Origin of the sequence: Arthrobacter sp. D5-1, assembly GCF_017357425.1 — a bacterium.
Classification (GTDB): Bacteria; Actinomycetota; Actinomycetes; order Actinomycetales; family Micrococcaceae; genus Arthrobacter.
In genome coordinates this window covers 4169333-4184848 of record NZ_CP014571.1, presented here as the reverse complement: position 1 = coordinate 4184848, position 15516 = coordinate 4169333, and the positions used below count along the sequence as shown (strand labels likewise).

The following is a 15516-nucleotide window of genomic DNA, read 5'->3' as shown; positions in this document are numbered from 1 at the left end:
CATGCCTCACCACGGCAACGAAGCAGAGCACTCTGAAGGCAACGAGCCGCGCAAGCCAGTCATTCGGGACAACCGCAAGGTTGACCCGGAGACCGGCGAGGCACGTCAGCCTGACAGCGAAGCTGCGGCTCCCACCGACGGCAACGCCGCTCCCACAGACGGCGACGCCCTCTCCCAGGCTGAGGAAATCCTCAACGGGGTAGAGGTGCCGGCCGAGGAATCGGTAGCCTCCGGTGCCGCGGCTGAAGCCCAGGCAGCGGAGCTCCGTAACGACCTCCTCCGCCTTCAGGCTGAGTACGTCAACTACCGCAAGCGCGTCGAACGCGACCGCGCCGTAGCAGGAGAGATGGCCGTCATCGGCGTCTTGAACTCCCTGCTCCCGGTGCTGGACGACGTCGACGCCGCACGCCAGCACGGTGACCTCGAAGACGGCCCCTTCGCCGCCATCGCCACCAAGCTGGAGAATGCGCTGAAGACGTACGGACTGGAACGCATCGCGGACACCGGAGTCGAATTTGACCCCACCATCCACGAGGCACTCATCCAGCAGCCCGGCGAGGACATCGAGGTTGACACGGTCAGCCAGGTACTGCGCTCCGGATACCGCTCAGGCGAGCGGGTCCTGCGTGCGGCCCAGGTCATCGTGGCTGTCCCGGCGTAGGTTCCACCTTGTCGCTACACCGGATATGGGGCGGTGCCCTCCACACCGCCGCCCCATATCCGGTTTCGCGCCCGCTGTAAGCTCGCCTGAGGTGAGTTGAATGGGCCGTACTCATTATTGATTTGAAAGGAAACGCTCTTGGCCAGCCAGGACTGGGTTGAAAAGGATTTTTACGCGATCCTTGGTATTGCCAAGGACGCGTCCGACGCGGATATTAAGAAGGCTTACCGCAAGCTTGCCCGGCAGTACCACCCGGATACGAATTCGGGGGATGCTGCTGCGGAGAAGAAGTTCAAGGACATTTCCGAGGCTTACTCGGTGTTGTCGAGTCCTGAGGACCGGCAGCAGTATGACGCCATCCGTGCCATGGGCGGTGCACGGTTTGCTCCGGGTGCCGGTGCCGGCCGCGGTGGTGCGGGAGCCAACGGTGGGTTCGAGGACTTGTTCGGTGGTTTGTTTGGTGGTGGTCCCGGTGCCCGTCAGCCTGCGGGCGGCGGTATCCCGCCCGAGTTTGCCGACCTGTTCGGTGGCGGCTTCGGTGGCGCCGGCCAGACCGGATTCCAGCGGGCTCCGCAGAAGGGATCGGACCGTACGGCGACCACGTCCATCTCGTTTGCCGGCTCCATCAAGGGCACCACAGTGAGCTTGCGCGAAAGCAACGGCAACGTGATCGACGTCAAGATCCCGGCCGGAATCAAGGACGGGCAGAAGGTCCGTCAGCGCGGCAAGGGCAACGTTGGCCCGGCCGGCAATGGCGATCTCATCATCACGGTGAGCGTGAAGCCGCATGACTTCTTCCACCGCGACGGCGACAACATTCGCATCCACGTGCCCGTCACGTTCGCGGAGGCGGCGCTTGGCGCCACCATCGAGGTTCCCACGCTCGATGGCGACACCGTCAAGGTACGCGTTCCGGCCGGAACACCGTCGGGCCGTACCCTCCGGGTCAAGGGCCGTGGCGTGAAAACGTCCAAAGCCACCGGAGACCTGCTGGTGACCATCGACGTCGCGGTCCCCCAGAACCTGAACAAGGAAGCGGAGGAAGCCGTGAAGGCGTTCGCTGCCGCCACCACCGACGCCGACCCGCGTCACGACCTGGCCGCAAAGGCCCGGTTGTAAGGAGGCGGTCATGGCTATCGACGTCAACCAGCCGATATTTGTCATCTCCGTCGCTGCGGAGCTTGCCGATATGCATCCGCAGACGTTGCGCCAATACGACCGTTTGGGCATCGTTTCGCCCAGCCGTGCGCCCGGGAAGTCCCGCCGCTACTCGCAGAACGACGTCAACAAACTGCGGGAGGTCCAGCGCCTCTCGCAGTCCGGCGTCTCGCTTGAAGGCATCAAACGCATCCTCGACCTCGAAAACCAGGTAGCTGCGCTGCAGTACCGGGTGGCCGAGCTGACAGAAGAATTGTCCCGCCGTCGCTCACCCGTGGACGCGCGCATCTTCGCGGCAGGCGCGGCGGGCGACGTCGTCAGCCTGGCCCGAGGGCAGAGGCCGCGGGCGCGATCGCAGGCCGTTGTGGTGTGGCGGCCGCGGGTCGGGGAGTAGCCAGCTACGCGCGGCTTCGGTCCCAGCTCACCACAACCTGGGCTGCACCCTCTTCAGTCCGTTCCACGTTGGTGACGATCTGCGATTCTTTGGCACCCATGGCACGGATCTGCCGCCGGTAATCCTCAAGATGCTCCTGCAGCGACGCTTCAGTCCATTCGCCGGGCCGCATTCTGGTGGAAATCTCCACCGGTTCTTCGCGGACCAGGATCTCGTCGGGCTGTTCGGGCTGTTCGGGCTGCGAAGGTTCGGGGTTTGGAGTTTTCGGAGCCAGCATCCGGACGGCGAAAGCTCCGCCGGCGATTCCGGCAACGAGGCCTGCTGCGATGAGCCAGAGGGTGCGGCCGGGACCGCGCCGTTTGGAACCCGTTCCGCTGAGGTTTGCCTTGGTGGAGTCTCTTCGTGCCATGGGGAGTTCAACTTTCCGTCGGCGATAGGTAGTCCGTGCATGAGCAGGCCGTAACCCGCCACACCATCGTAAGCATGCTGAGTTGGACCTGTGGCTTGATCGCCAAAACGGGCAGATAATGTAGGCATGGCACGGCAAGCAGCGCGCGTGCTGATGGCTCGATCATCGTGAGGGTGATGACGGTGTCGTTGTCCGATGAAGAACGCAGGAGCTTGGAAGAGCTGGAGCGGGAACTCGCTTCGACCGATCCGGATCTCGCATCCGAGCTGACATCGGGCCGGCCCCGGGGACAGGCTGCCCGCACCATCCTCGGGAGTCTGGCCGTTTTAGGTGGCTTTGCGATAGTGATCGCCGGGATCATCACCCAGCTTGTTGTTTTGGGCGTGCTGGGATCCTTCTGGCCAGCGGCGGGGCGTATTGGTTGCTGTCCGGGACCTCGCTTCGGAGAAAGTCTGGAAGGCACGACGGCGAACCCGTACCTTAGCCCTCAGGCCCGGCGGACTCGGGCACTCGACTCGGGCACTCAGCGATAGTGATGCTGGTGCGGGGACGTCCCCTAGGGAACCGGCGGCACGGGCGGCTGGACCGGAGCCTCAGGCTGCTTCACGGGCTCAGGTTCGCCCGGGGGAACCATCATGCGCCACGCCAGGACAGCGCCCGCGCCGGCAACAGCCCCGATGAGCAGGCCGATCATCCACCCGGACAGGCGCGGAGCGCGCTGCCGGCTGTTCCGCTTCAGGGCCTGCGTTGTCCTTGTCACAGCTTTGGCCGCCGCGCGCTGGGCTTCCTTGGCGGCCTTCTTGTTGCCCGTCAGCGTAAGCATGACGCCGTGAACCACCGACGGAACATCGGCATGATTGATGCGGGCCAAGGCCCACTTCACCACCGCATCGGCCTGGGACGACGTGCCGTCCGCCGCGTGTGATACCCACTCCCGGGCCAGATCCTGCGCGGCGGGAATGATGTTCTGTGCTTTGTACATAGTGCACCCCTCCAAGCGTAGATGTCCCCGTTAGCCAGCCTACGCCGGAGCCCTTGTGTCCAACAGATGCCACCGGCGCAGTCGGGTCAGTCGCGGACTACGGCAGCCAACTCCACCGGGCTCTCCAGCCCAGCCCACTGACCGCTGAGGGTCAGCTCGCTGTGCAGTTCCGGAGCCGCGGCCGAGTTGGCGGAAGCGTCCGCTGCCACGTCAACCACCCGGGTCACTTTCAACCGCAACTCGCCGGCATCAATGATGGTCACACCGCTGCCCGAAACCGGTGCCGAGGCACTCAGGGCGGGGACGCCGCCGTCGAGCTTTCCGCTGCCTTTGACCGTCACTGAGCTGGGGCGGGGCTCCGGCTCGCCGTCAACGATCAGTTGGGCCTCTTCCTGGCCCGTCAAAATGGCGGTGGCGAGAGCCTTGACGTAAATGGGGTCAGCGCAGGCGTCGTACACCCACCTCTTGCCCAGGACCGAGTGATCCATGGTGCCGATGAGCCACTCCTCAGCGCCGGCCAGCTCGTAGCCCCGATAGCTGAGGGGAACCTGGTAGATGCGATCGCCCGCGGCGACCACGTGTGTCTCGATCCCGACCTCGCCGGCGGGATCGTCAAAACGGTAGGCGCCAATAAGCTCCGGCGTGCCATCCTGGATGAACCAGGGCTGCTTCGGCAGGTAGCCGGCGATGAGTTCGAGCTTGGACGGGGAAAGGTTTGCCTTGTGAATGATCGCCATGGTCTCCAGCCTAGGGCAGGGTGTGGCGGCTCCCGAAGACCAGCGGGCTGACCGGCTTCCCTAAGCGCCGGGTTTCGAAGCCAGGGAGCCCGGGGCAGCGCCCACCATCCCCTCCACCGCGCGGGCCAGGTGCGTGCCGCGATCGTTGACGCCATCCCAGCGGACCAAGGCCTGCGCATTCAGGCCGTCCACCATGCCGAGGATCTGCCAGGCGACGGCGGCGGCATCGGAAACGTTGAACGCTCCGCTCGCGTTTCCGTCCTCCACTACTCCTTGGAAGACCTCCTGCCAGGCATCCATTTGCTCGCGGACCGAGGCGGCCAGCGTCTCGTTGCGCCGTCCCAGCGTCCAGGCTTCCACCCAGATTGCCGTGACGTCGAGCCTGCTGTTGTCCAGGAGGGTGTCCACCAGCAGTCCGAGCCGTTCCGAGGGGCCTGGACGCTGGCTTAGCAGGCCTGCAACTTCCTGGGTTTCCGCGGCCACGATGCTGGCGAATGTGCTGGAGACCAGCGCATCCATATTGGGCTGATAGTGCGCCACCAGGCCGGAAGCGACGCCCACGCGTGCGGCAACATTGCGCAGCGTGAGTGCGGTGAGACCCGCCTCGAGGGCGAGCTCGCGGGCGGCTTCGGTGATTTCTGCGGCGCGTTCTGCCGGTGACTTCCGGAGTGCGCGCTTCTGTGGAGTGCTTGACATCAAGGACCAGTCTAGATTACCTTTTCAGCATTGTTGATCGTATGATCAACAAGAGATTGCACTGAAGACGAAGGAGTCACCCATGGCTTGGAGAATGCCGGCCGAAACCGCACCGCATGAGCGCACCTGGATGGCGTTCCCCCGCACCGGCCTGACCCTTGGCGACGACGCCGCCTCGGCCGAAGAGGCGTATAAGGCCTGGACCGCCGTCGCCCACGCAGTGGCGGAATTCGAACCGGTCACCATGGTGGTGGACCCGAGCGAGCGCGAACGCGCCGCCCGGATGCTGGGCGGCGGGATCGAACAGATTGAGGCGCCGCTGGATGAGTTCTGGATGCGCGACGTCGGACCCACCTTTGTGCTGGACGATGAACGTCCCGGCGTGCTTGGTGCTGTGGACTGGATCTTCAACGGCTGGGGTGCGCCGGCGTGGTCCGAGTGGCAGAAGAGTGCCGGCATGGGCCGTTTCGTCGCGGAACAGTCCGGTGCCGAACTGGTCAGCTCGCTGCTGGTCAACGAGGGCGGCGCCATCCACGTGGACGGCGAAGGAACCGTGCTGATTACCGAAACCGTGCAGCTGGATCCGGGTCGGAACCCCTTCGCCGACAAGGCCGCAGTTGAGGCTGAGCTGGCCCGCACCATCGGCGCCACAAAAGTCATTTGGGTACCCCGCGGACTGACCCGCGACTACGAGGACTTGGGCACACGCGGCCACATCGACATGGTGGCCACCCTGCCCACCCCCGGCCGTATCCTGCTGCACTCCCAGACCAACCCGGAGCACCCGGATTACGAAGTCAGCCGCACGCTCCAGGCATTCCTGGAAACCCAGACGGATGCATCGGACAAACCGTTCGAGATTGTGCCGCTGCCTGCGCCGGAAACTTTGCGCGACGAAGACGGCTTTGTGGACTGGAGCTACGTCAACCACCTGGTGGTCAATGGTGGCGTCATCGCCTGTGGCTACGGTGAAGAACGTGCCGATTCCCTCGCGGCCGAGATCCTGGCCGAGGCCTACCCCGGCCGCCGCGTGGTCACCGTGGATGCCCGACCGATCCTGGCCCGCGGTGGCGGCATCCACTGCATCACCCAGCAGCAGCCGCGCCTCAGCAGGGCGCAATTCGCCGGGGATGAGGCGTAATGGCCAACTTCGACGTCGTAGAAGCCTCCATCGCGCAACTGCGCGAGGCCCTGGAGGCAGGCGAGGTGACCAGCGAACAGCTCACCAAGGCCTACCTCGAGCGCATCGAGGCCTATGACCGCAATGGCATCAAGCTCAACGCAATGGTGGTCATGAACCCCGAGGCCTTGGCGGACGCCAGGGCTTCGGATGAACGCCGGGCGCAGGGGATTGTGCGCGGCCCTCTGGACGGTATTCCTTACACAGCCAAGGACAGCTATCTGGCCAAGGGTCTCACTGCCGCGGCCGGCTCGCCGGCCTTTGAGAATCTGGTGGCGCAACGGGATGCGTTCACCATCGAGCGGCTTCGGGATGCCGGTGCGGTGTTGATCGGCCTCACCAACATGCCGCCGATGGCCAACGGCGGCATGCAGCGTGGCGTCTATGGCCGCGCCGAAAGCCCGTACAACGCTGAGTACCTGACGGCCGCCTTCGGCTCCGGTTCCTCCAACGGTTCCGGAACCGCGACGGCGGCCAGCTTCGCGGCCTTCGGCCTGGGTGAGGAGACCTGGTCAAGTGGCCGCGCACCGGCGTCGAACAATGCCTTGTGCGCCTACACGCCCTCGCGCGGCGTCATCTCGGTGCGCGGCAACTGGCCATTGGTCCCCACCATGGACGTCGTAGTCCCGCACACGCGCACCATGGCCGACATGCTCGAGCTGCTGGACGTCATTGTGGCCGACGACGCCGAGTCCCGCGGTGATTTTTGGCGCGCGCAGCCGTGGGTTGAGATCCCTAAATCGTCTGAGGTCCGGCCGGAGTCTTACGTTGCGCTCGCTTCGGAAACGCTCGACGCCGGACGGCTGGCGTTGCGGGGTAAGCGCCTCGGAGTGCCGCGCATGTACATCAACGCAGACCCGGCCGCCGGGACCAGCGAGCAGCCGGGCATCGGTGGCCCCACCGGGCAGCGAATCGAAACGCGGGCTTCCGTGATTGACCTGTGGGAAGCCGCCAAGCGGGACCTTGAGTCCGCGGGAGCCGAGGTCGTCCTGGTGGACTTCCCCGTGGTCTCAAATTACGAAGGCGACCGGCCGGGAGCGCCTACCATCGCCACCCGCGGCCTGGTCAGTTCCGCGTACCTCAAGCGTGAAATCGAGGACCTCTCGGCCTGGGCGTGGGACGATTTCCTGCGCGCCAACGGTGATCCTGCCCTCAACAGGCTTGCCGATGTTGACGGCGCTGCGATCTTCCCGCACCCGAAGGGCGCCCTGGCAGACCGCTACACCGGATTCGACGACCACATCTCCGAATATCCCCGGCATGTCCGCGAATACGGCGTATCCCAATTCACTGAGATCCCCGAGCTGGAAAGCGGAGTGCGCGGACTGGAAGAGACCCGGCGGGTTGACCTGGAGGACTGGATGGACGGGCTCGGACTGGACGCAGTCCTGTTCCCTGCCGCGGCCGACGTCGGACCAGCCGACATGGACGTCAACCCTGCCTCCGCGGACCTCGGCTGGCGAAATGGGGTCTGGGTGTCCAACGGCAACCTCGTCCCACGCCACCTCGGCATCCCCACTGTCACGGTGCCGATGGGAACGATGGCAGACATTGGCATGCCCGTAGGCCTCACCTTTGCTGGCCGCGCCTACGACGACACGGCACTGCTGACGCTGGCTGCCGCTTTCGAAGCGACGGGCTCGCGGCGCACGACTCCGCCCCGGACGCCGGCGCTGTAGAGGAGATTCGCCTCCGGGTGGTGGCCGATGCGTGGCCGGGCCCCGGCTCTGATTACAATCAAAGGGACGTCGACCACTGAGGGAATCATGAAGAAACTCACCACTGTCCTGATCGCTGCCGGGCTCATCGCCTCGGCATCCGCCTGTTCCGCCCAGCAGCAGCTGACCACAGCGGAAACCTGCGACCGCGTTAACGTCGTGGTACCCAGCTTCCCGCAGAGCCCGAGCCAGACTGCAGCGAACCGTGCTGCCAATGCGGTCCGGCCCATCGAGTCCGTGGCTTCCAACGACATGAAGCCGGTTGTCACGGCAATCCTGGGATACCTGGATGCTCTGGCCGAGAAGGAGCCGACCGACGATGGCAAGAAGGCGGAGCACCAGGCAAAGCTGGACGAGGCCAACTCGGCCTTCCAGGAAGCCGGCACCAAGTACGGCGAGCTCTGCCGCGGCTAATGACGCCCGCGCGCTGAACACGCAGTCGCTGAACATACAGGGCTGAACATACAGAAGGGACCGGTTGATCGACCGGTCCCTTCTGTATGCCGCAAACGCTCTCTCATATCCCGTCACCTTGGAAGGAAGCCTCTCTCACTCTCCTGGAGAAAGTGAGAGAGGGCGGACGGGAAGGGCTTGGAATGTGAGAGATGGCTACTTTTCGTCGGGGCCCAGGTCAGGCCCGACGGCGAAACCCACCTCGCGCGTCGCGCTTCCGTGGAGTTCCAGGATGGCGAGCTCGTTGGCGCCTTCGCGGATCAGCGGACCGGGAACGTACAGCGTGCGCTGCGGTCCGCGGCTCCAGTAACGGCCAAGGTTGAATCCGTTCACAAAAACAACACCCTTGGTCCAGCCATCGAGGCGGAGGAATCGGTCTCCCGGGCCATCGGCGTCAAAGGTCGCAAAGGAAACGAACGGACCAGCCACGCCGGCCGCAGCATCGCCGGGTGGCAGCGGCGCCGCGGCCGACCGGAATGCCTCCAGCGAGCCCAGGTCCACGGCACCCACTTCCCAGTCCACAACCTCCGCGCCGTTCAGCAGCGCCGGTCCGATCAAACCCTTGGCTTCGCCGATTCTCTGCCCGTAATTCACCCGGCCTTGGTCCTCAAGGAGAACCTGCAGGCGGCCACCACCGGGGATGACAACCGAGCGCTCGCCCAGTTCCCGGCTCAGCACCCCCACGGGCACGCCGTCCAGGAAGAACTGTGCCCTGTCACGGACCTCTGTGAATGACAGGACCCCGCCACCAGGAAGTGAGGCCTCGTACAAATAGAAGCCGCGGTACTGCCCCGTCACCTCGACGGGCGGAACGGTTCCTGGTACCAAAGACGTAACTACGGCGTCGGAGAGCGCAGGAGCCGTCGAAGAAACCGCCACCACTGAAGCAGGGACGGGCGCCCGGAGAGCCGGCACCTCGGCCGGAACCGGGAAATGCTTGGCAATGACGTCCCGGAAGGCGAAATACTTGGCCGTCGGATGCCCGTCCTCGGAGAGGGGAGCGTCGTAGTCGTACGAGGTGATGGTGGGCTCGTAGATGCCTTTGTCGTTCGCCCCATTGCTGAAGCCGAAGTTGGTGCCGCCGTGGAACATGTAGATGTTCACTGAAGCCCCGGCGGTGAGCAGAGCATCGAGTTCGGCGGCGGAAGCAGCGGCGTCGGTGGTGTGGTGGTGTGTTCCCCAGTTGTCGAACCAGCCGTTCCAGAACTCTGCGCACATGAGCGGCCCCGAGGGCTGCCTCTCCCGCAAGAAGCCGAGCCGCTCCTCAACACGCGAACCAAACGTTCCCGTCTTGTGCAGTTCGGGCAATGATCCGTCCTCGATCATGGTCCCGAACGGCTGGTCGCAGGTGAACAGCGGAACATCAACACCCGAGCGCTTGGACAGGTCCACCAGATGCTGCAGGTACTCCTTGTCGTTCCCGTAGGCGCCGTACTCGTTCTCAATCTGGAGCATGATCACTGGACCGCCCTGAGTGATCTGTCGAGGCACCACCAAAGCCAGCACAGACTCCATATAGGAAGAGACAGCCGCCAAGTAGCCCGGTTCGCTGCTGCGGACACCCACGGTGGGGTCGGTGAACAGCCAGGCGGGCAGCCCTCCGTTGTCCCATTCGGCGCAGATGTAGGGGCCGGGGCGGACAATGGCGTGCATCCCGGAAGCGGCAACCAGGTCCAGGAAGCGACCCAGGTCCAGCCCGCCGTCGGCAACAAACGAACCAGGCTCGGGCGAGTGCTCATTCCAGGGCACATACGTTTCGATGGTATTCAAACCCATCAACCGGGCCTTATGGATCCGGTCGGCCCACAGATCGGGGTGAACCCGGAAGTAGTGGATGGCTCCGGAGAGGATGCGGAACGGCTGATCGTCCAGGAGGAAGTCCTGATCGCCGATTGCGAAGGTGCTCAAGAAAGGTCCTAACAGGGTCTACGCGGAACGCAGCACGGCGTGGAAAGCGTACGCGGCGTTGCTCCAGATCACGAACAGCAGCGGTGCCGGCGCCAACGCGATACCCAGGACCGGATGCATCACGGAGGCGGACACGATGATCCCCAGCAGGATCAGCATGGCCACGCTGAGGTACCAGCGCTGCGCCACCAGATAAAGCGAAGCCTTGAGGATGCTTTTCAGCTTCGTCTCAGGCAGAAGTACGACGCCGGCAATCGCCGTGACGGCAAGGCTCACCGTCACGGCGGCCGCTACGACGATCACGGGCACCAGCAGCGCAGCCCCAGGAAGGTTCTGGACGTTGTTCTGGACGACGGCCAGGTCCACGCCGAGGAACAGAAGCAGGGCCACAGCGCCCACACCCAGCACCGCGGCCTTCGCGAAACTGCGTTTGTATCCCCGAAGGAAAGCGGCAACCGGCTTGACCGCGCCGCCGTCGTCGTTCAACGCCTTGAAGGCAGCGAAGATGCCGGCGAGCGACGGCGCAATGGTGACGGAGAGCGCCAGGAAGAACGGCCACGCAGCGGCGGGGTCGGCCACCAGGGAAAGGCTGAGGACCAGCGGGGCGTTGGCCACGGCGAGCAGGGCGTTGCCGGCCAGGAACGTGTAGATGAACCCGAAGATGCTCCCGAAGGTTTCGAATCCCGGTCCGGCCCACCGCCGTCGTTTCTGCCCAGCCACAACACTCATCCTTTCATCCCGCTGGTCGCGATGCCCTGGATGAAGTAGCGCTGGCCGATGAGGAAGATGATGAGGATCGGGATCACGGAGATCACGGAGCCGGTCATGATCATGGCGTACTCGGCGTCGAACTGGCCCACGAAGGACCGCAAGCCCAGCTGGACGGTCCAGAGTCGGTTGGACGTGAGGTAGATGAACGGACCCATGTAGTCGTTCCACGTGTTCACGAACGTGAGCAGGGCAAGGCTGGCCAGGGCCGGCTTGGACAGGGGCAGGATGACGCGGGCCCAGATGCCGTATTCGCTCAAGCCATCGATGCGGGCCGCTTCGCAGAGCTCGTCCGGGATGGTCATGTAGTACTGGCGCATCAGGAACACGCCGAACGCGCCGAACGCCTGCAAGAGAATGAGGGCGTTGAAGCTGTTGGTCAGGCCAAGGTTCTGCATCATGATGTACTGCGGCACCATGTAGGCCTGCCACGGAACGGCGATAGTACCGATGTACGCGAGGAACAGCACGTCGCGGCCCGGGAAGCGGACCTTGGAGAAACCGTAGGCAGCCAGCGAGCCCGTGAGGACCTGCAGGCAGGTGATGATCACGGCGAGGTACAGCGAGTTCTGCAGGTAGCCCATCATGGGGATACGGGTCCAGATGTCCGTGTAGTTGCTCCACACGAACTCCTGCGGAATCCACTGGATGGGAACCGTGAGGACCTGGTTGTTCTCCTTCAACGACGAGGAAAGCATCCAGATGAACGGCACCATCAGCGCCGCCACCAGGACCACCAGGACACCGTAGATCACGATGTTCGCGGTCCGCTTCTTCTGCTCGCGCGGGGAACGCTGACGGTCAGTACGACGGCGGTCTTCCGCAGTAGGTGCGCCGTTTGGGAGCGGTGCTGCGTCCGTCACATGAGTGGCTTTAAGGTCTTCGGCCATGTTGGTCATCAGCGTTCCCTCCGCTGTTGGATCTTGAACTGCAGGACGGTAACCGTCAGCACGATGATGAACAGGACCAGCGAAATGGCAGAGGAGTACCCGAACTTCCCTTCGCCGATGCCCTCCTGGTAGATCAGCTGGGACAGCACCGTGGTGGAGCGGCCTGGGCCACCGTTGGTCATGACCACAATGAGGTCGAACACCTTGAAGCTGGAAACCGTCAGCATGACCACCACAAAGAACGTGGTGGGACGCAGGGACGGGATGGTGACGTTCCAGAAGCGCTGCCAAGCACTGGCGCCGTCTACTTCGGCGGCTTCATCCAGTTCGGTGGGGATCGCCTGCAGGCCGGCTAAGTAGAGGACCATGTAATAGCCCATGTCGCGCCACACACTGGTGATGATGACAGCGGGCATGGCCCAATCGGAACTGGAGGTCCAGCCCGGCGGGTTGGCGATGCCGATGGCGCCGAGGAACTGGTTGATGGGGCCGCTGTCCGGGCTGAACAACATGTTCCAGACGACGGCGACGGCCACCAGCGAGGTGATGTACGGGAAGAAGATGGCAACGCGGAAGAAGCCGATGCCCTTGAGCTTGCGGTTCAGCAGCATGGCCAGGATGAGGGCCAAGGCCATGGTGAGCGGGACGTGGCCCAAAGCGTAGACAAGGGTGTTCCGCAGCGCGATCCAGAAGGAGTCGGATGCGAACATGCGCTCGAAGTTGGCCAGGCCAACCCATTTGGGAGCGCTGAATGAGGTCCATTCCATAAAGGAGAGCGCGAAAGCGGCCACGACTGGAATGAGGGTGAAGGCCAGGAAGCCCAGGAAGTTCGGAAGGATGAACGTCCAGCCGATCAGCGTGTTGCGCCTGGCTTGCTTCCTGTTGCCGCGGCTGTGCACGGGGGCAGGTGCCTGGGTGATTGTTTCTGTAGTCATGATGACCGCTCCCGGCGTCGGGGGCGTTCCTCCATTTCAGGATCCGGAGAATTAAGGTCCGGGTCCGGTGCCGCGTCCAGGGACGCAGCACCGGAACCAGTGGCTTGCCTGGCCTTACTTGCCCAGGACTTCGCTGGTGACGCGCTTGCCCATCTCGGCGAGGCCATCACTGACGGAGCGCTCGCCGACCATGATGAGGTCGTGCTCCTGGTTGAGGATCTTGTCCGTCGCGGCAGACTTGTCGCTGACGGGCATTTCCAGGGCGGTCTGATCCGGGGCGAAAGCCTTCTTGGAGAGCTCGTCCGTAGGCAGGCCGTCCAGCTTGAAGTACTCAGCGGTGACGGACTCGTTCTGCAGCGCCGGGACAACACCGATCTTGGAGATGGCCTTGGCGCCCTCTTCACCGGCGGCCCACTCAATGAACTTCTTTGCCTCATCGGAGTGGGTGGCGTTCTTGTTCACGGCGAAGGCCGTGGGCGAACCGAACGTGGTGACCTTGCCGTCATCGTTCTTCTGCGGCAGTGGAGCCAGGCCCCAGTTGACGTTGGTCTTGCCGTCCTTCTTGGCCTGCAGGATGCCCGCCGTGTACCAGGTGCCCATGGGCATCATGGCAGCCTGGCCGGTCTCGAACATGGTGCGGTAGCTGGTCTTCTGGCTCTTGGCGGTGCCGAAGTCCAGGGTAGTGCCGGACTTCTGGAGGTCCAAGGCGGTGTTGTACTGGTCCTCCATGAAGCCATAGTCGCCGCTGTTCTGGTCAGCGCCGTTCTGGGCTGCTGCGATGGCCTGGACCACGGAACGCCAGATGTGGTGGTAGGTGCCGTACGTCTTCTTGCCACCGGCCTCGGTGGTGAGCTTCTTGGCGATCTCCGTGTACTTCTCCCAGGTCAGGTCCTTCGGCTCCTCGATGCCGGCAGCCTTGAACAGGTCCTTGTTGTAGTACAGGAGCCAGAAGTCCTGGCGGTAGGGAGCAGCGAAGTACTTGCCGTCGATGTCGAACGCGTCCAGGCCGGCGAGGTTGTCCTTGCCCACCTTGTCCACCACGCTGTTGATCTCCTGCAGCTGGCCGTTGCTGGCGTAGCGGGAGTAGTCGATCACGTTCTTCATGGTGAGCACGTCAGTGGTGTCGCCACCGGCCAGCATGGTGGTGACCTTCTGGGGGTAGTCATCAGCAAGGATGTCCACGGGTTCGATGTCCACGGTGGGGTTGGCGGCCTCGTAGCCGTCAAAGAGGGCCTTGAACTCCGGGGTGCCCTCGTAGTTCCAGACCGAGACGGTCAGCCGGGTCTTGCCTTCGGCCGCCTGCGGTTCGGCGGGACCGGCAGCGCCGGCACAGCCGGTGAGTCCGAGCCCTGCAGTCACCGCAAGGGCGATTGCGGCGAGGGTTGTGCGCTTCATTGCGTTCTCCTTTAGTACTGGGTTACAAGTTTGCCGCAGCTGCGGCTTCATGGTGCTTGGGTTCAGGCGCTGAGGCCGAGGTCCTCATGGACTACCTGTGCCAGGAGGTCCTTGCCGGCGAGGTATCGTTCAAGGTCATCGAGTGCGGCATCGGACATCCGCCGGGTTTCAGTCCCGAGCGAACCTGCGATGTGTGGGGTGATGATGACGTTGGGGAGGTCGTACAGGGTGGACTCAGCCGGCAACGGTTCAGGTTCCGTGACGTCCAGCAGCGCCGTGATTCGACCGGTGGTGCACTCCTTTTCGAGGGCTTCCGTGTCAACGAGCGAACCGCGGGCGGTGTTGATGAGCGTCGCGTGGTCCTTCATGGCGCCGAGCTGGGCCGTGCTGATCATGTTGCGGGTTTCGGGGAGTGCGGGTGCGTGGATGGTGACCACATCAGATACGGGCAGGAGTTCTTCGAGGGTGACCAGTTTGCCGCCGGCCGCCGCCACGTCCAAGGGATCGGCGTACGGGTCGCTGACCAGGCAGGTGACGTCCTGGAGTTGTTGGACCAATTGGACCACCCTGCGGCCAATGCGGGAGAACCCGACGACGCCTACCACCCGGCCGATGTTGCCCAGTTCGCCGCGATCACCGATGTAGCTCCAGTCTTCCCGGTGCGTCCGGGCGTCGTTGGCCAGCACATGCGCCTTCTTGCCCGCCAGGACGATCGAAGCGAAGGTGAACTCGGCCACCGGGATCGCGTTGGCGTCGGCGCCGTTGGTGACGGTGATGCCGCGATCCCACAGTTCTTCACTGACGAAGCTGCGCACTGTTCCTGCACAGTGGAACACTGCCCGGAGCTTGGGCATGCGTTCCAAACGCTCAGCGTTGAGGTGCGGCACTCCCCAACTGGTAAGGAGGATTTCCACCTCTTCCAAACGGCCCAGCAATCCGGGTTCGTCCAGGGAATCCGTCCACGGCTGATCGCCGAGATCCACCATTTTGGACAGCCGCTCCAGTCGCGTGGAATCGAACTGGTCAGTAAAGGTTCCGCTATTCATGACCAGCAGTGCCTGGGGCTTGAGCGACATTGAGGGATCCTCCCTTCGAAGTTTTCGGCGGCCTGTTCGACCGTGATTTATGTGTTGCATCACATCTAATAATCAGTACATACTCATAAACAAGACAGTTCATTCAACTCAATCGAACTTGATCTAAAACATTCAAGATCGAACAAATGAGAGAAG

17 protein-coding genes are annotated in these 15516 nt (G+C 63.8%); 7 read left to right on the top strand and 10 right to left on the bottom strand.

The features are described 5' to 3' along the window. Window position 1 precedes the first annotated feature (1 nt). The 3 genes from AYX22_RS19300 (at window position 2) to AYX22_RS19290 (ending at window position 2213) form a co-directional block, all read left to right on the top strand. Window positions 2–661 (top strand): nucleotide exchange factor GrpE, encoded by a 660-nt coding sequence (locus tag AYX22_RS19300; protein WP_207595102.1) that lies wholly within the window; start codon window positions 2–4, stop codon window positions 659–661. A gap of 138 nt (window positions 662–799) precedes the next feature. After that, window positions 800–1780: a DnaJ C-terminal domain-containing protein gene (locus AYX22_RS19295; protein WP_207595100.1), complete on the top strand. Its 981-nt coding sequence runs from the start codon at window positions 800–802 to the stop codon at window positions 1778–1780. Window positions 1781–1790: 10 nt separating this feature from the next. Then, window positions 1791–2213 carry a helix-turn-helix transcriptional regulator gene (locus tag AYX22_RS19290; RefSeq protein ID WP_207595098.1) on the top strand — a complete coding sequence of 141 codons (423 nt, stop codon included), beginning with the start codon at window positions 1791–1793 and terminating at the stop codon, window positions 2211–2213. Between the two features lie 4 nt (window positions 2214–2217). Here the strand turns inward: AYX22_RS19290 and AYX22_RS19285 are convergent, their stop codons facing one another. Beyond that, window positions 2218–2622, bottom strand: a complete 405-nt coding sequence (locus AYX22_RS19285; RefSeq protein WP_207597696.1) for a hypothetical protein — start codon at window positions 2620–2622, stop codon at window positions 2218–2220. A 176-nt stretch (window positions 2623–2798) separates the two neighbouring features. Between AYX22_RS19285 and AYX22_RS19280 the strand changes: the two genes are divergently transcribed. Beyond that, window positions 2799–3155: a DUF3040 domain-containing protein gene (locus AYX22_RS19280; protein ID WP_242703411.1), complete on the top strand. Its 357-nt coding sequence runs from the start codon at window positions 2799–2801 to the stop codon at window positions 3153–3155. Between the two features lie 23 nt (window positions 3156–3178). Here the strand turns inward: AYX22_RS19280 and AYX22_RS19275 are convergent, their stop codons facing one another. The 3 genes from AYX22_RS19275 to AYX22_RS19265 form a co-directional block, all read right to left on the bottom strand. Then, the gene (locus AYX22_RS19275; RefSeq protein ID WP_207595096.1) at window positions 3179–3604 is read right to left on the bottom strand and encodes a hypothetical protein; all 426 of its coding nucleotides are present in this window, start codon (window positions 3602–3604) and stop codon (window positions 3179–3181) included. An 86-nt stretch (window positions 3605–3690) separates the two neighbouring features. Further along, on the bottom strand, window positions 3691–4341 hold the full coding sequence (locus tag AYX22_RS19270; RefSeq protein ID WP_207595094.1) for a hypothetical protein: 651 nt from the start codon (window positions 4339–4341) through the stop codon (window positions 3691–3693). A 60-nt stretch (window positions 4342–4401) separates the two neighbouring features. After that, on the bottom strand, window positions 4402–5037 hold the full coding sequence (locus AYX22_RS19265) for a TetR family transcriptional regulator C-terminal domain-containing protein (protein WP_207595092.1): 636 nt from the start codon (window positions 5035–5037) through the stop codon (window positions 4402–4404). Window positions 5038–5119: 82 nt separating this feature from the next. Here AYX22_RS19265 and AYX22_RS19260 point away from each other — a divergent pair, with 82 nt between their 5' ends. The 3 genes from AYX22_RS19260 (at window position 5120) to AYX22_RS19250 (ending at window position 8349) form a co-directional block, all read left to right on the top strand. Continuing rightward, window positions 5120–6178 carry an agmatine deiminase family protein gene (locus tag AYX22_RS19260; protein WP_207595090.1) on the top strand — a complete coding sequence of 353 codons (1059 nt, stop codon included), beginning with the start codon at window positions 5120–5122 and terminating at the stop codon, window positions 6176–6178. Then, window positions 6178–7896, top strand: coding sequence for an amidase (locus tag AYX22_RS19255; RefSeq protein WP_207595088.1), 1719 nt, complete (start codon window positions 6178–6180; stop codon window positions 7894–7896). Before AYX22_RS19260 ends, AYX22_RS19255 begins: the two co-directional genes overlap by 1 nt. A gap of 87 nt (window positions 7897–7983) precedes the next feature. Further along, window positions 7984–8349 (top strand): hypothetical protein, encoded by a 366-nt coding sequence (locus AYX22_RS19250; RefSeq protein ID WP_207595086.1) that lies wholly within the window; start codon window positions 7984–7986, stop codon window positions 8347–8349. Between the two features lie 195 nt (window positions 8350–8544). Here AYX22_RS19250 and AYX22_RS19245 read toward each other — a convergent pair whose 3' ends face one another. The 6 genes from AYX22_RS19245 to AYX22_RS19220 all read right to left on the bottom strand — a co-directional run bounded on the left by AYX22_RS19245 (window position 8545) and on the right by AYX22_RS19220 (window position 15360). After that, window positions 8545–10296, bottom strand: coding sequence for a beta-galactosidase family protein (locus tag AYX22_RS19245; RefSeq protein ID WP_207595084.1), 1752 nt, complete (start codon window positions 10294–10296; stop codon window positions 8545–8547). Window positions 10297–10314: 18 nt separating this feature from the next. Beyond that, window positions 10315–11016: a hypothetical protein gene (locus AYX22_RS19240; RefSeq protein WP_242703410.1), complete on the bottom strand. Its 702-nt coding sequence runs from the start codon at window positions 11014–11016 to the stop codon at window positions 10315–10317. Between the two features lie 5 nt (window positions 11017–11021). Beyond that, a complete protein-coding gene (locus AYX22_RS19235) occupies window positions 11022–11963 on the bottom strand; it encodes a carbohydrate ABC transporter permease (protein ID WP_207595082.1) in 942 nt (313 codons plus the stop codon). Continuing rightward, complete coding sequence (locus AYX22_RS19230) at window positions 11963–12889, bottom strand: sugar ABC transporter permease (RefSeq protein ID WP_207595080.1); 927 nt, start codon at window positions 12887–12889, stop codon at window positions 11963–11965. The genes AYX22_RS19235 and AYX22_RS19230 overlap by 1 nt, the downstream gene beginning before the upstream one ends. A gap of 114 nt (window positions 12890–13003) precedes the next feature. After that, entirely contained in the window at window positions 13004–14284 is a 1281-nt protein-coding gene (locus AYX22_RS19225) for a sugar ABC transporter substrate-binding protein (protein WP_207595078.1), read from the bottom strand. Between the two features lie 62 nt (window positions 14285–14346). Beyond that, entirely contained in the window at window positions 14347–15360 is a 1014-nt protein-coding gene (locus AYX22_RS19220; RefSeq protein ID WP_207595076.1) for a hydroxyacid dehydrogenase, read from the bottom strand. Between the last annotated feature and the right edge of the window lie 156 nt (window positions 15361–15516).

What these genes read in the sequence shown, in the direction of transcription:
- AYX22_RS19250 (WP_207595086.1), top strand. Translation starts at nt 7,984, where the DNA reads ATGAAGAAACTCACCACTGTCCTGATCGCTGCCGGGCTCATCGCCTCG.
- AYX22_RS19285 (WP_207597696.1), bottom strand. Translation starts at nt 2,622, where the DNA reads ATGGCACGAAGAGACTCCACCAAGGCAAACCTCAGCGGAACGGGTTCC.
- AYX22_RS19290 (WP_207595098.1), top strand. Translation starts at nt 1,791, where the DNA reads ATGGCTATCGACGTCAACCAGCCGATATTTGTCATCTCCGTCGCTGCG.
- AYX22_RS19220 (WP_207595076.1), bottom strand. Translation starts at nt 15,360, where the DNA reads ATGTCGCTCAAGCCCCAGGCACTGCTGGTCATGAATAGCGGAACCTTT.
- AYX22_RS19280 (WP_242703411.1), top strand. Translation starts at nt 2,799, where the DNA reads ATGACGGTGTCGTTGTCCGATGAAGAACGCAGGAGCTTGGAAGAGCTG.
- AYX22_RS19265 (WP_207595092.1), bottom strand. Translation starts at nt 5,037, where the DNA reads ATGTCAAGCACTCCACAGAAGCGCGCACTCCGGAAGTCACCGGCAGAA.
- AYX22_RS19255 (WP_207595088.1), top strand. Translation starts at nt 6,178, where the DNA reads ATGGCCAACTTCGACGTCGTAGAAGCCTCCATCGCGCAACTGCGCGAG.
- AYX22_RS19300 (WP_207595102.1), top strand. Translation starts at nt 2, where the DNA reads ATGCCTCACCACGGCAACGAAGCAGAGCACTCTGAAGGCAACGAGCCG.
- AYX22_RS19260 (WP_207595090.1), top strand. Translation starts at nt 5,120, where the DNA reads ATGGCTTGGAGAATGCCGGCCGAAACCGCACCGCATGAGCGCACCTGG.
- AYX22_RS19230 (WP_207595080.1), bottom strand. Translation starts at nt 12,889, where the DNA reads ATGACTACAGAAACAATCACCCAGGCACCTGCCCCCGTGCACAGCCGC.
- AYX22_RS19270 (WP_207595094.1), bottom strand. Translation starts at nt 4,341, where the DNA reads ATGGCGATCATTCACAAGGCAAACCTTTCCCCGTCCAAGCTCGAACTC.
- AYX22_RS19275 (WP_207595096.1), bottom strand. Translation starts at nt 3,604, where the DNA reads ATGTACAAAGCACAGAACATCATTCCCGCCGCGCAGGATCTGGCCCGG.
- AYX22_RS19235 (WP_207595082.1), bottom strand. Translation starts at nt 11,963, where the DNA reads ATGACCAACATGGCCGAAGACCTTAAAGCCACTCATGTGACGGACGCA.
- AYX22_RS19225 (WP_207595078.1), bottom strand. Translation starts at nt 14,284, where the DNA reads ATGAAGCGCACAACCCTCGCCGCAATCGCCCTTGCGGTGACTGCAGGG.